Here is a 15,048-nt window from a genome sequence, read left to right as displayed (position 1 = left end):
AGGAAATCTATACTGCGACACGCACCATCATTTGCTTAATGGCTTTAGTAAAGCCGTATTACTGCCTTTTCTTTGCTGCTTTTCACTGCTGTTTCGATAATCTTGATGGTACGTAGTCCATCTTCTGCTGGAACCGGGTTTTCAGCGCCATGCCGGATGCACTCATAAATCGCCTGATAATAAGCTGGGTAATTGCCGGGAACGGTATTAATCGTTTTTTCCATCTCTTGTCCAACCTCGTTTACATACAGCTTCCCGTAGAATTCCGGTTTATCGGCCCCCCAATCCTCTTGATCTGGTAATTTTCCTGCACTCAGGGCAGCTTCCTGTCCATCGATCCCATACTTGATAAAGCTCCCTTTGCTGCCGTGCACCATGAATTTCGGTCCCTGGTGCTTGACGATCGATCCGCAATGCAGAATCACGCGCATGCGCTGGTAACCCAGGATGATATGAAAATAGTCATCTACCAGCGAAGCTTCCCGCTGGTTCCAAAGGTCGCAAAATACTTCCTGCGGTTCACCGAATAAATATAAGGCTTGATCGATTAGATGAGAACCTAAATCATAGAGCATCCCGGAGCCTCTTTGACGGTGCTCCCGCCATTGTTGGTTCGGTTGCGGATTAAATCGATCGAAATGAGCGACGTACGTGTTGATAGATCCCAGATTCTCGTTTTGAATCAATTCTTTGAGGGTCAAAAAGTCACTGTCCCAGCGCCTGTTTTGGTAAACACTGAGCATGAGGTCGTTCTGATTTGCCAATTCAATGAGCACTTCTGCTTCTTTACTGGTGAGCACCATCGGTTTTTCCAGTACCACATGTTTACCTGCTGTTAAACTGCGCTTGGCCATATCGAAATGAAATTGATTGGGAGTGGTGATGATAACCAACTCTATCGTCCTATCCTGGAGAATGTCGTCTAATTCATCGACAACTTCTACTGTCCCAAGGTCCTTAGCCACATCGTCAAGCCGGGAAGTGAGCACTTTGGTGATAGCAAACTGTTCAGAAACCTTTAGCAGCGGAGCGTGAAACACTGCTCCTGAAAATCCATAACCGACAAGGCCGACATTGATTTTATCCATAGTATATCCTCCTCGCTGCTCCGTTTGTTTTCCCTATTGTAACATGCAGGCTCTATAAAGCTTATTGAGAGGACTTGAATATGATAGACTGGAAATAGAAAAAGACTCAGGAGAATGGGAGGAGAAAGCTGATGAACAGAAAAGAAATTCAAACAAAAGCTGCCCCACAGGCAATTGGTCCTTACTCTCAGGCCATCGAAGTAGGAGGATTTGTGTTTGTATCCGGTCAGATTCCAATCGATCCAGCTACAGGTGAAGTCGTGGAAGGGATCGAACAGCAAACCAACCAGGTGATGAAAAATCTCCAAGCAGTACTGGAAGAGGCAGATCTGACGTTTGCCAACGTCGCAAAGTTTACGATTTACCTCACATCAATGGATGATTTTGCAACAGTGAATGAAGAATATGCCAGCTATTTGAGCAAGCCATATCCAGCGAGAGCGACCGTGGAAGTCAGCAGGCTTCCGAAAGATGTCTGCATCGAGATGGACGTACTGGCAGTAAAAGAGTAAAAGGGAGGGAGGACTGCAATTTGCTGTCCTCCTTGTACTCTCTCACCATTCATGATTTTCCGGCACTTCGTGTTCAGTCCTCATTTGCTGAAGTATGCCTCCGAGAAAAATACGCCTTTAGGCCGATTCCTTTCCCCGGAGATACTGATAAAGTTGGCAGTATGTTTGTTCCAATAACTTCTCAAAATATTCTTCCCATATTATGAAAAAACCAGCATAATAATAATGATGGGACAACCATTATTACTCGCTTTGAAAAAAGGAGACGTTAACACAATGAAAAGATGGTTAAAATTATCGTTCATTTTGATGTTAGTCATAGGATTTGTCAGTACAGCCACCACGGTATTCGCCAGTGACGGTAACGGGGAAGAAAGCGGTGAAGTGATCAATGAAAAGTTAGGAGTTCCCCGGGTTGTTTATGGAGAAACACTGACAGAAGCCCAGAAAGACCAAGTACGAAAGCTCCTGGATGTCGAGAATCCGGAATCGGTGGACGAGTACATCGTAACGGCTGAGGATCTAGTCAATTACATTGATGGTGACCCGAATTCCCGGATGTATTCCTCGGCAAAAATCACCCGCACAGAAGAAGGTAGTGGATTAGTGATCAATGTCGTCAATTCCGAAAATATCACACAGGTTACCAATGAAATGTATGCGAATGCTTTGTTGACTGCCGGAGTGGAAAATGCGGTAGTAGATGTCGCTTCCCCGGTAAAAGTGACAGGTCATTCGGCGCTCACCGGTATTTACAAAGCGTTTAACGTAGAAGGCGAATCGCTCGATAAAGATCGGATGGAAGTAGCCAATGAAGAATTGGATGTTGCGACCGATCTTGCCGATGAGGAAGGGATGGACCAAGAAAAAGTCAGTGAATTGCTCACTCAAATCAAGCAGCAAATTGCAGAGCAAAATCCTGCAACCAAGGAAGAAGTAGAACAAATCGTCCAGGAACAACTGGATAAGATGAATATCGAGTTGAGCGAAGAAGACAGACAAATGCTCACGAATCTTTTTGAAAAAATGCGTAACATCAATATCGATTTTGACAATGTACGTAGCCAACTGGATGACATCGCCGGTGATATTCGTTCCAAACTTGATGAAGTTGCCGGCAATGAAGGCTTCTGGCAGGGAGTGGCCGATTTCTTTAACAGGTTGTTCGAAGGAATCAAAGGGTTATTCAATTAAAAATTGTTATTGCAAAGCCGCTATAATAGACGATAGCGGCTTTTTCCTATTATGATAGGAAAAGAATTATCCATATTTTGGACTACAGGAGCGTAGATTAGCATGAATTCTTCCAATACATCGATTTCCAAAACCGGGCTTGAGACGTTGCAATGGTTCATTTTTTTGTTGGCCAGCTCAGTTGCTTTGCCAATTGTCATTGGTTCTTTATATGAAATGAACTTTATCGAAGTCGCCGGCTTAATGCAGCGCACTTTTTTTATTGTCGGGGCTGCCTCGCTATTGCAAGGCCTGCTCGGACATCGATTGCCCATCATGGAAGGCCCTGCGGGATTGTGGATCAGTATTTTTTCCGTGATGGCGGTCACTGGGGCTCAGCAAGGAATGAGTACAGGAGAGACACTGCGATCAGTAGAGACAGCGATGCTGTTCACCGGTGGTTTTCTGGTCATCTTTGGGGTATTCCGTCTTGCTGAGAAGCTGTTGCCGTTGTTTACCCCACTAGTAACGGGATCGTTTTTGTTCCTGCTGACAATTCAATTGAGCGGTACGTTTCTGGAGGGGATGCTCGGTATCCAACAGGAAGTAGAAGCGATTCACGGTACAGAAGCAATCCTGGCATTTCTTACTTTCTTTATTGTGTTGGGCCTGTCGATTTTCGGCAAAGGTTGGCTTGGCAATTATGCCGTACTGATCGGAATTGTGATCGGATGGATTTCCTACAGCATATTTGTTGGGAATGAACCCTCCCAGACAGTGGATGTGGCCGGTTTTTCCGTACCGGAATGGTTTGCCTGGGGAGTCCCGAACATGGATTGGGGTGTGGTTCCGATCGCTTTCATTACAGCGGTCATCTTGCTGTCGAACGTGGTGGCTTCCGTAGTAGCAACGAGCCAGTCGGTGTATGGAAAACCTTCCTATTCGAGCAGTCAAATCAATAGAGGCAGCACGGTTCTCGGGGTCAACCATGGATTGGTCGGAATGTTTTCGGCGATTGCCAACGTGCCGCTTGCAACGTCGGCTGGATTTATCAAAATGACCGGACAAACGAGGAAGCGGCCGTTTTTGTATGCATCCGGGTTATTGATCATCGTTGCCTTCTTTCCGCCGATCGTGGCCTGGATCTCCGGCATTCCTGCACCAATAGCCAATGCCGCTATCCTCGCGACTTTCGTACAGCTGATGGGACTTGGTCTTAGCAATGTCGCCAGCGAGCCGTTGGATTCCAGACGGTTGACCATCATCGGCGTTTCCTACCTATTCGGAATTGGCTGTATGTTTTTACCGATGGAGGTATTCGCGGAACTTCCAGTGCTGATTCAAAATTTGGCGAGCAACGGCCTGCTGGTTGGAACCGTTTTGGTCATTGTGCTGGAACAGTGCTGGAGAGAAACAGGAAAAAGTCGTCCAGCGTAAAATAACCAACCCTTGGGGATACCTATTACGAATCAATTTTTCAAGGATGGAGTGTGCTCGCCAATGGACAATGTAAAGGATGTAATCGGAATAGGACTCGGTCCTTATAACCTCGGACTTGCTGCATTGCTCGATAAAGTGCCGGAACTGGAAGCCGCTTTTTTTGATGAATCGCAGGAGTTTGCCTGGCATCCAGGCATGTTAATCGAAGAAATGGATTTACAAGTTCCATTTTTGGCCGATTTGGTGACATTCGCAGATCCGACAAGCCGCTTCAGTTATTTGAACTTCCTCCATGAGCGCAACCGGATGTACCAATTCTATTTCTTTAAAAAGTTTGAGGTCCCCCGGAATGAATATAATGACTATTTAAGGTGGGTGATCCGAAAGCTGGATAATCTTCATTTTCAATCACGGGTTGTCGATATTCTGGATCACCAGGATGCAAACGACCCCTACTATGAGTTGGTTGTAGAAGCTGTTAACACCGAAAAGCGCACCCGACACTATGCGCGCCATGTCGTGATGGGTACTGGAAGTACACCATCCGTACCAAATTCGCTTGAAGGGATGCCGGCCAGTGACGTGATTCATACTAGCCGCTATCTGGAGGAAAAGGAGAATCTGCTCGAAGCAGAATGTATTGCGATTGTTGGTTCTGGACAGAGTGCAGCCGAAGTGTTTCTCGATTTGTTGAGAGAACAGGACAGGATCGGCTGCCATCTGGCTTTGTTTACTCGTTCTCCTGGTCTGTTCCAATTGGAGCAGGCCAAGCTGGGACAGGAGTTCTTTTCCCCGGATTATATTGATTATTTTCATGGCCTCGGTTTTGAGGAGCGTAACCATACATTGGGAATGTTGGACAAGCTCCGAAAAGGAATCGACCCGGACACCTTGACGGAGATTTACAACACGCTTTATCAGAAGTCTCATGGCGGCCGGAAAATTCCGGTGACCATCCAGCCGTTGACAGAGATAAAAGATATTACGAAAGATCAGGATGGCTACCAGCTAACCTGTCATCAATGGCAGCAGGACAAAACATTCTCCTTTAAAACCGATAAAGTGGTCCTTGCCACAGGATACCAACCTGCCATTCCGGATTGGTTCCAGGATCGGTTTGCGGCTAAAATTGAGTGGGAGGACGACAAACGGTTCAAGGTGACGAGAGATTATCAACTTGCCTTCAAGCAGAGGCGGCCGAACCAGTTTTTTACCTTGACCAATTTGGAGCATTCCCATGGAGCGGGAGCGACCAACCTAGGCCTGGCTGTTCAGCGAAATGTGCACATTATCAATCGGATCGCCGGCAGGGAAGTCTATCCGAATCGGCGCGATACCATTTTTCAACAATTCACATGGATGAATGATCGATAAAGAGTTGAGATTGGAACAAAACCTAAACTTATGGAGTGGTTCTCATCGCTACGGCAAGCGAAGTACCTTCCGGAGTGGGTGTTTGCGATCATTGAAAAGTTAAAAAGGTATCTTACTTGCCAAGTTAATTTTCAGGTTATAGGAAATCAAAAAACCGAACGAAATTCGACAGGCTAAATGTTCGAATTTGCTCGGTTTTTGCTTGGACCACTATGCTTTTGTCCCATAACTTTTTGATAAAGGAACTTTCTTTTGATGTTTCGATCATTTCAACATCAATGGGAATGAGACTGCTGCCCTGATAAGGCAGGATGGCGATACATTGTGCCGAGTAAAACAATTCCGCTCAGAACAAGCAAGCTGCTTGTGACAAAAAACACGGAGGCGAAACCGAAGAAGCCGGACAACATTCCTCCCAGTGCGGGTCCGATCATATTACCGAAAAAGCGGATACTGGTATTGTAGCCAAGCACTTCTCCCTGCATGGCAATCGGAGCTTCCTGCCGGATATAAGCGATACGTACGGGAATGATGCCGCCAATTGCAACCCCAAGAAAGAACCGCAAAACAACCAACTGCCAAATGTTCGTGACAAAGGCTCCGGGAAAATAGACAATACCGGCCATGAATAATAAAAACACCAGGATTTTTATATAGCCGAGCCGGTCTCCGATTTTCCCCCAATTCCTTGCCATCAACAAATTGCCAAGCCCTGCCGCCGAAAACGCGATGCCGGAAAAAAAGGCGATATTGGCAGGACCGTGCAATTCTGCCACATACAAGGATAAAATCGGCTGAATGCTGAAGTGAGCGATCTGGACAAACATCGAGACAAGCATCACGATCAACAGGACAGGATGGCGGATGATATGCAGGACGACTTCCTTACTTGTATAGGATGCTTGTCTGCCGGCTTCTTCCTCCATTCGCTGTTCTTTGATGCCGAATAGCACGAGCAAGGCCGATATGAGCAAAGCGATCGATATGCTTTTGAATGTTGTGGCAAACCCGAGTGCATCGGCGACCGCACCGCCGATCAACGGCCCCATCAAGCTGTCGGTGATGCTTCCGGTCTGTAACGTGCCTAATACTTTTCCGGCAATATGCTTCGGAGTCTGGGTGGAAATCAGTGCTTGCGACATCGAAATAAATCCAGTGAAAACCCCCATGAACAGCCGGAGCAGGAATAGCTGCCAAACCGTCGTGACAAAGCCCATCGCGAAAACAGATACACAAAGTCCTGCTGCCGAAATGACAAGGATCGGTTTTCTTCCGTATCGGTCTCCGATCTTTCCCCAAATCGGAGAAAAGGTGAAGGCGGCAACGAAGGTTATTCCAAACGTCCACCCCGACCAGTTTTGTACAAATGTATCAGAAAAATCGCCAAGCGTTTCGATGTATAACGAAATAAACGGCAGGATCATGGTCATACTGCCGCCGATAAAAAAGTTGGCAAACCACATGATGAACAAGTTTCTTTTAGCAATTTTCTCCTGTGTCGTGATAATGGGTCACTTCTTTCAAAATATTTCGTAACACTAAATAGTTTAGCTGATACCCTCTCAAATAAAAAGGAATTTGCAATCTGCTTTTTCCGATTCTCGGAAATGAAACCTCGAAAATTAAACCGCTAACCGCCATACCTTCCTGTCAATGACGTATAATAATTAGTAACAATCTTTTTTAACGGCACATTACGGGGGAAATAGAGATGAAGGAAATCATTACATATGTAGCCAAATATAAAACAGCGGCTGGCTTTGCTTTGTTTTTGATGGCATTCGAGCTAGTCGTCGAATTGATTCAGCCGGTTATTATGGCATCGATTATCGATAAAGGGGTAGTGCAGCGCGATATAGGAAGTATTGGCTTTTGGGGGGCAGTCCTGCTCGGCATTTCTATCCTCGCCTTTGCTTCCGGCATCCTTAATTCCTTTTTTGCTTCAAAAGTCAGCCAGGGAACGGCGTATGATTTGCGAAGGGATGTGTACGAACGGATTCAGCGGTTTTCCGTCATGCAAATTCAACGATTCGCGGCTTCTTCCTTAATTACGAGATTGACCACTGACGTCACCCAAATTCAGTCGTTGATTTTTATGGCAATGCGAATCATGCTGCGTGCGCCCTTATTTATCATAGGCGGAGTCATCATGGCTTTTACCATAAACGTACAATTGGCGCTTATTTTGGCAGCATTCGTGCCTTTTTTACTACTCGTCATGCTTTTTCTGATGACAAAGGGGGTCAAGCTGTTTGGTTCGGTCCAGGCGAAAATTGACCGCCTGAATTCCATCATCCAGGAAAACCTGCTCGGTATTCGGCTGGTAAAGGCTTTTTTGCGCAGCTCTTTCGAAACGAACAGGTTCCGGAAGGTTAATCATTCCCTAATGGAGACCAACCAACGGGCGCTGCAGCTAATGGAGGCGGTGATGCCGGTCGTGATGCTGGGGATGAATGCGGGAATCATCGCCATCCTATGGATAGGGTCCAACCAACTGGAAATAGGGGATGCTCAACCTGGCGAGGTTGTCGCTATTTTGAATTATGCAACACGAATCCTTGGTTCATTCGGTGTCTTTTCTTTTTTATTGATGAATTTTTCACGAGGAAAGGCATCTGCTGCACGCATAACCGAAGTGCTGCTGGAACACCCTGAGGAACAATTGGATAAAAGTGATCAGAGGGAACAACGACTATCGGGTCAAATCACCTTTGAAAATGTCTCTTTCTGTTATCCAGAAGCAAAGCAGCCGGCACTACAAGGTGTTTCTTTTTCAGCTGATGCAGGCGAAATGGTGGGCGTCATCGGGGAAACCGGCTCCGGAAAATCGACCTTGGCACAACTGATTCCTAGCCTGTTTCCGGTGACCCGGGGCGGTATTTTTTTAGACGAGAAGCCGATTGAATCATTTGAATCGCAGCAACTACGGCGGCAAATCGGCATGGTTCCGCAGCAGGCCCACTTGTTTTCCGGAACCATCAGAGAGAATCTTCTATGGGGTAACGAAGAGGCGTCTGAGAAGGAGGTCATCCAGGCAGCTGAAGATGCCAGTATCCATGACTACATCAAAAGTCTGCCGCGGGGGTATGATACGGTAATCGGCCAGCGGGGAATCAACCTTTCGGGCGGGCAGAAACAACGCCTTTCCCTTGCCAGGGCACTGATCCGCGAACCGAAAATCCTGATTCTGGATGACAGTACGAGCGCATTGGATGCCAATACGGAGGCGCAGGTTTTGCAGGCACTTCGTCGACGGTCCTGTACGGTTTTTGTTATCGCTTCCAAAATCAGTTCCGTTAAAAATGCCGAGAAAATATTGCTGTTGAAACATGGAGAGCTGGAGGCAAGCGGTCCACACCGCCAGCTTATCGAACAAAATGCTTATTACCGCATGATCTATCAATCCCAATCAGAAGTGGAGGTATTCGAGCATGCAAGGAACGAATCGTAATTTATCTGGACAGCAGCCTGCCAGAATGCCCTCCAGACACCACCACGGAGCTCCGAGGCAAAAACCGAACATCAAAAATATGAGGCAGACGCTCAAACGGATATGGCGTTATATGTATGCTAAAAAAACGCTGTTTTACCTTGTCCTTATCATGGTAGTTCTCAGTTCTGCCCTTTCACTGCTCGGTCCCTATCTGCTTGGTGTAACGGTGGATCGCATGGTTGCGGATTTCCAAACCAGCCAACTGACCCTCATGCTCATCCTGCTCGGCGTGATTTTTATTGCTCAGTCCGGTGCAGTCTGGATGCAAAATTATTGGATGATCACCATTGCTCAGGAAACCGTGCAGACAATGCGAGACGAGCTATTCAGTCATATACTGCTTTTGCCTTTACCTTTTTTTCAAAAGCGACAGAGCGGTGAAGTAATGAGCCGTCTGACAAATGACATGGAAAATGTAAGCAGGACACTAAATTCCTCCGTGATCCAGCTGGCAACGAGTGTGCTGACGCTTGGGGGAACTGTTACAATCATGCTTTGGTTAAGCCCGCTACTGACGCTGTTGACCCTTACAATCGTACCGCTGATGTATTGGGGTATGAGGTGGATTACTAACAGGACAGGACGATACTTTAAAGCACAGCAAAGAGATTTGGGAGATGTAAACGGTTATGTGGAAGAAACCTTGTCTGGACACCATATCATCAAAGCGTTCTCCCAGGAGGAACGGGTGACAGTAGCGTTTCACGAAAAGAATGAACGTCTCCGGGAATCAGGGTATTGGGCGCAGACATACTCGGGTTTTATTCCCAAACTGATGAACTCCCTGAACAATCTCAGCTTCACCATCATTGTAGGATTCGGTGCCATTCTTGCTGTGAATGGCTTGGTTTCCATCGGTATCATTGTCACCTTCACTACGTATGCAAGGCAGTTTACTCGTCCGCTCAACGATCTGGCCAACCAGTACAATGTGGTCTTATCTGCAGTGGCAGGGGCAGAACGGGTATTCGAAATAATAGATGAAGAACCCGAAAAGGATGACCCGCAAGCAAAGCGTGTTGACCAATTGCATGGTGCGGTAGAGTTCCGGTCCGTTGATTTCTCCTATCAGGAAGGGGAACAGACCCTCTCGAATATTGACCTTCGGGTAGAATCCGGGCAGACCATAGCGCTCGTTGGGCCGACAGGTGCTGGTAAAACGACGCTGATTTCGTTACTGGCCCAGTTTTACCAACCGGATGGAGGGCGAATCCTACTGGATGGAGAGGATGCTTCCAAGATAACGAAAGCAAGCCTGCGCAGGAATATGGGCATTGTCCTTCAGGATTCTTATCTATTTGAAACCACTGTCAGGGAAAACATCCGTTATGGCAGGCTGAATGCAACGGATGAAGAGGTCGTGCAAGCTGCAAAAGCAGCGAATGCAGATGATTTTATCCGAAAGCTTCCGAAGGGGTATGACACCGTCCTGCACGCCGATGGTTCCGGCATCAGCCATGGCCAGCGCCAATTGCTGTCCATTGCCAGAGTGATGATTGCTGATCCTGCACTGTTGATTTTGGATGAAGCGACCAGCAGTGTCGATACAATTACGGAAATGAAAATCAATAATGCCTTCCAGCAGCTGATGAAAGGGAAAACGAGTTTTGTGATTGCCCACCGGCTTAATACGGTAAAAAATGCGGACATCATCGTAGTGATTCAGTCTGGTAGAATCACTGAACAGGGAACGCATCAAGAGCTGCTTAAAGAGAACGGTTATTATGCTTCCCTGCTTCAATCCAACAGTATACAGAAAAATGGATAACCTGTTGTGTGCAAGAAATTGGCAAATACATATTTATGGATGTACCATATTAAAATAATGAATAATCAAGCGTCGTAAAATAAAACGAGTCGATACGCCGCCTGTCAGTGCCTGTAGAGGCACTCTCTATTTAGGAGGAAGTTACCATGGTACGTTATAGTGTATTGGATCAATCACCGGTTCCGCGGGGCGGAACCGCCAGGGAAGCATTGCAGAATACGGTGAAACTCGCCCAGCTAGCCGAACAGCTCGGCTATCACCGTTTTTGGATATCGGAACATCATTTGGAAACGTTGGCACATTCCAGCCCGGAGGTGTTGCTGCCCCATATCGCAGCACACACGTCTACCATCCGTGTCGGTTCCGGCGGTGTGATGCTGCCCCATTACAGCGCGTATAAAGTGGCGGAGAACTTTCGATTGCTCGAAGCATTACATCCTGGCAGAATCGACCTTGGGGTCGGGCGTGCTCCGGGAGGAATCCCGTTGGCCACGGCAGCCTTGCAGGAAAATAAAGGAGCGGGGGGGGGGGATAGCTATCCCCAGCAAATCGAAGACCTTGTCCATTATTTATCGGGATCTTCCGATGAAACCCACCGTTTTCGAGGATTGAAAGCAATGCCGGAGATCGATACTGTGCCGCAATTATGGCTGCTTGGCTCTAGCGGGGGCAGTGCGGGCTTGGCGTCAGGTCAGGGAATTTCCTATGCTTTCGCTCAATTTATCAGTGGACAGCATGGAGGTTCGGTCGTAAAAAGCTATCAACGACGTTTTAAGCCATCGATATTGCAGAAAGAGCCGCAAGCGTTAGCGGCATTTTTCCTCGTATGTGCAGAAACGGATGAAAAAGCAGAGTGGCAGGCCAAAAGCATGGATGTGCAAATGTTGAAAATGGCTAGAGGAGAGACCGGAGAAGGGATCCTTCCTCCGGAAGAAGCAGCAGAATACCAATTTGCACCTTATGAAATACAACTGGTCCGGGAAAACCGAAAGCGGATGCTGGTAGGCTCGCCAGAAACAGTTCGCAGCCAACTGTTGCAGCTAAGTGAGGAATACGGAACAGAGGAGTTCATGTTGGCATCGATGAACTACTATTTTGCCGATAAGAAAAAAGGGTATGAGCTTCTGGCTAAAGCCTTTTCCTAGGTTTTCAGGTCAGGAGCGATTGTATGACAATATCATTATGAATGCCGATAGGAGTGTGGCGGCTTGGACGAAAAAGACTGGAAGCAAGAAAGAGAACGATTGAACGAAGTGTTGAATATCATTGACACAACCGCTGAAAAGTTGCAGGGAAGGAAAAGCGGAATTAAGGACCGTGTGTTGGACCTACGTAAAAACTTTTGGGAAGATGTCACGGTCAACTTGGATGAACCGGATGACGTCATTGAAACGCAGGCGAGCCTGAAGCAGCAGGCCGAACTGTTATCGGAACGGGAAAGAAGCCATGGACAGCTGAGCGAGCAATTGAAGACACTGGCCAGATTAAAAGAATCCCCTTACTTTGGCAGGATTGATTTTCGGGAGGATGGCGAACAGGAAGCGGATAAAATCTACCTGGGCATCGCTTCGTTGATGGATGAACAAGAAGACGAGTTTCTTGTCTACGATTGGCGGGCCCCGATTTCGAGCCTTTATTATGACTATCCGCCCGGACGTGCGGCATACCAAACCACGGAAGAAACGATCAACGGGGAAATAAAGCTGAAAAGACAATATATTATCCGAAACAGTCAGTTGAAGGGGATGTTTGATACTGGACTAACCATTGGTGACCACTTGCTGCAGTCCGTGCTCGGCAACAATGCCAGCACCCAGATGAAGAGCATTGTTGCCACCATCCAAAAAGAGCAAAACCAGATTATCCGCAATGAGAAAAACGATTTGTTGATTGTCCAAGGGGTTGCCGGGAGCGGGAAAACGTCCGCTGCTTTACAGCGTGTCGCGTATTTATTGTATCGCTACCGGGAAGTATTATCTTCGGATAATATGGTGTTGTTCTCTCCCAATCCGCTGTTCAACAGCTATGTATCCACGGTTTTACCTGAGCTGGGAGAAGAGAACATGCAGCAGACGACCTTTCATGAATATTTGGAACAGCGCCTAGGCGGTCGTTTTGACATTGAAACGCCTTTTGCCCAAATGGAATATTACCTGGCTGCAAGCCAGGAACCGGATTATAATACGCGGCTATCCGCGATGACGTTCAAGGCGGGAATGCAGTATAAACAATTAATGGATCAGTTTATCGAAGGATTGCATACTGGCGGAATCGAATTCAGGAATGTCACTTTTCGTGGAACGGTGATCGTCGATAAAAAATTGATAGCGGAATACTTTTATGGGCTTGATCCGGCGATGAATCTCCCGAATAGGATGGAGGCGACTGCCAAATGGTTATTGAAACAAGTGGACAAGTATGCAAAGGGACAGCTGCAGGAGGACTGGGTATTGGAAGAAGGACAGCTTTTAGAAAAAGAAGACTTTCTTTCGGTGTACCAGCAATTACAGGAAGAGGACGCATCCTCTGATGACCCTTATTATGACTTTGTACGCGAAGAGGAACTGCTCCGTCAAAAGGTGATTGACGATAACTTCCAGCCGTTGCGCCAAAAAATAAAGCGCCGGCGCTTCTTTCATGCGGAAAAAACTTTTCACAAGCTGTTTGATGCTGAGTTAGTAGTCGATGGAGTAAAGCTTCCGGAAAATTGGCCGGCAATTTGCCGGCAATCACTGGAGTTACTGGAGCAAAGAAAATTAACCTGGGAAGAAGCTGCACCATACTTATACTTTTATAATCGACTGGTCGGCTTTCAGGTGAATCGGTCCATCAGGCATTTATTCATCGACGAAGCCCAGGATTACTCCCCGTTCCAGTTTGCTTATTTCCAAGAGGTTTTCCCTCTTAGCAGGATGACGCTTTTAGGGGATTACAACCAAGCGATTTATGCGCATGCCTCCACGGAAGAAACCCTGCTTTCTTCTGAATTGGAAGCAAAGCACGAACGGATCACCCTGACAAGAAGTTATCGTTCCACGAGGCAAATTGTGGAGTTTACCAAAGCCTTTATGCCAGGCGGCGATGTCATTGAGCCGTTCAACCGGGAAGGTTCAAAGCCATTGTTAACCCAAGTACCTGATAAACAAAAGTTAAAACAGCAACTACTGCAGACAATAAAAGGCTATACCGCTGCAAATCACCAAACGATCGCTGTCATATGCAAAACGATGGAGGAGAGCCGGGAGGCGTATCAATTATTACGCGAGGAAACAGAAGCAAAGCTGATGGATGAAGAAACGCACACCTTTCAAAAAGGGCTGCTTGTGATACCTGCTTATCTGGCAAAAGGAATTGAGTTTGATGCGGCGATTATCTATAATGCTTCCGCTGCTCAATATTACCGGGAACTGGAGCGGAATTTGCTTTACACGGCATGTACGAGGGCGATGCATGAACTGGCTGTGTTCTCGATCGGTCCAGTGTCCGCCTTTTTGCAACAGCTACCGGAAGACTTGTATGACAGGGCTTAGGCAAGAGAAATCTAACCATTTCCGTCCGAATTGGGCGTCAGCCAAAACAAGCACACTTTTCCTAGACTTTATTGTTTCGTCTTGAGAGTTGATAGAAACTATGCAGTAACTTTAATGGGAAGCTCCGTTGCCTATTCAAAAAGCGTGTTACCCACCGCTTCGGTAGCATACTTCGCTTTCCGCGGACACGGCTTCAGCTAACTTGGTAAAGAAAACCGCTTTACCAAGTGGATCTTCAGCTCGCGCTGTTCCCGCTGGAGTCTTCGTATGCTACCTGCGCTAAGAAGTTTGCTGATTATCGCAGGCATTAAACCTCTTAATAAAACGCTTGTGAGGATATGTACGTCTTTTCCTCTTCTCTCGGTCTTTCTGCTTGTTTTCCTAGAAATGTCTTTTGATAAGATGTTTCATGCTATTGAATGAAGAAAAATATGTCTAGTATACTCGCTTAAAAACAGGAAGCTATTCCTAGCTGAGGAAATACCCGGAGACTCCTGCGGGAGCAAAGGCCTCGGAGAGATCCCGCAGAGCGTTAGCTCGAGGAAGCTCACCAGCCGCCCGCGGAAAGCGTAGGGTATTTCCTCAGCGCTGTTCTCCAACCTAAATAAAGGCCGGATGTCAGGAAGACACATTCAAGTTAATTCACAGTTTATAGGTTTTATGAAAAACA

Annotated in this window: 10 protein-coding genes; 8 read left to right on the top strand and 2 right to left on the bottom strand. The window is 46.9% G+C overall.

The window, feature by feature from the left end; genetic code table 11:
- Positions 1-44 precede the first annotated feature (44 nt).
- Positions 45-1,088 carry an oxidoreductase gene (locus ERJ70_RS18210; protein ID WP_209366154.1) on the bottom strand — a complete coding sequence of 348 codons (1,044 nt, stop codon included), beginning with the start codon at positions 1,086-1,088 and terminating at the stop codon, positions 45-47.
- Positions 1,089-1,219: 131 nt separating this feature from the next.
- On the opposite strand from ERJ70_RS18210, the gene ERJ70_RS18205 reads away from it, so the two are divergent.
- From ERJ70_RS18205 to ERJ70_RS18190, 4 genes are all read left to right on the top strand, one after another.
- Positions 1,220-1,600, top strand: coding sequence for a RidA family protein (locus tag ERJ70_RS18205; protein WP_209366153.1), 381 nt, complete (start codon positions 1,220-1,222; stop codon positions 1,598-1,600).
- 276 nt (positions 1,601-1,876) lie between these two features.
- Positions 1,877-2,794 carry a DUF1002 domain-containing protein gene (locus ERJ70_RS18200; RefSeq protein WP_209366152.1) on the top strand — a complete coding sequence of 306 codons (918 nt, stop codon included), beginning with the start codon at positions 1,877-1,879 and terminating at the stop codon, positions 2,792-2,794.
- 102 nt (positions 2,795-2,896) lie between these two features.
- Complete coding sequence (locus tag ERJ70_RS18195) at positions 2,897-4,210, top strand: purine/pyrimidine permease (protein ID WP_209366151.1); 1,314 nt, start codon at positions 2,897-2,899, stop codon at positions 4,208-4,210.
- A 63-nt stretch (positions 4,211-4,273) separates the two neighbouring features.
- Positions 4,274-5,587 (top strand): lysine N(6)-hydroxylase/L-ornithine N(5)-oxygenase family protein, encoded by a 1,314-nt coding sequence (locus tag ERJ70_RS18190; protein ID WP_209366150.1) that lies wholly within the window; start codon positions 4,274-4,276, stop codon positions 5,585-5,587.
- A 275-nt stretch (positions 5,588-5,862) separates the two neighbouring features.
- On the opposite strand, the gene ERJ70_RS18185 is transcribed toward ERJ70_RS18190, so the two are convergent.
- A complete protein-coding gene (locus ERJ70_RS18185; RefSeq protein WP_209366149.1) occupies positions 5,863-7,050 on the bottom strand; it encodes an MFS transporter in 1,188 nt (395 codons plus the stop codon).
- Between the two features lie 248 nt (positions 7,051-7,298).
- Between ERJ70_RS18185 and ERJ70_RS18180 the strand changes: the two genes are divergently transcribed.
- The 4 genes from ERJ70_RS18180 (at position 7,299) to helD (ending at position 14,378) form a co-directional block, all read left to right on the top strand.
- On the top strand, positions 7,299-9,038 hold the full coding sequence (locus ERJ70_RS18180) for an ABC transporter ATP-binding protein (RefSeq protein WP_209366148.1): 1,740 nt from the start codon (positions 7,299-7,301) through the stop codon (positions 9,036-9,038).
- On the top strand, positions 9,019-10,848 hold the full coding sequence (locus ERJ70_RS18175; RefSeq protein ID WP_374099740.1) for an ABC transporter ATP-binding protein: 1,830 nt from the start codon (positions 9,019-9,021) through the stop codon (positions 10,846-10,848). The genes ERJ70_RS18180 and ERJ70_RS18175 overlap by 20 nt, the downstream gene beginning before the upstream one ends.
- 146 nt (positions 10,849-10,994) lie before the next feature.
- Positions 10,995-11,993, top strand: coding sequence for an LLM class flavin-dependent oxidoreductase (locus tag ERJ70_RS18170; protein ID WP_209366147.1), 999 nt, complete (start codon positions 10,995-10,997; stop codon positions 11,991-11,993).
- A 63-nt stretch (positions 11,994-12,056) separates the two neighbouring features.
- The gene (helD, locus tag ERJ70_RS18165; RefSeq protein WP_209366146.1) at positions 12,057-14,378 is read left to right on the top strand and encodes an RNA polymerase recycling motor HelD; all 2,322 of its coding nucleotides are present in this window, start codon (positions 12,057-12,059) and stop codon (positions 14,376-14,378) included.
- Positions 14,379-15,048 lie beyond the last annotated feature (670 nt).

The sequence above is a fragment of the Sediminibacillus dalangtanensis genome, from assembly GCF_017792025.1.
Taxonomy (GTDB): Bacteria; Bacillota; Bacilli; order Bacillales; family Amphibacillaceae; genus Sediminibacillus; species Sediminibacillus dalangtanensis.
The sequence above is the reverse complement of the archived record's forward strand: the minus strand, read 5'-3'. Positions and strand labels throughout refer to the sequence as shown.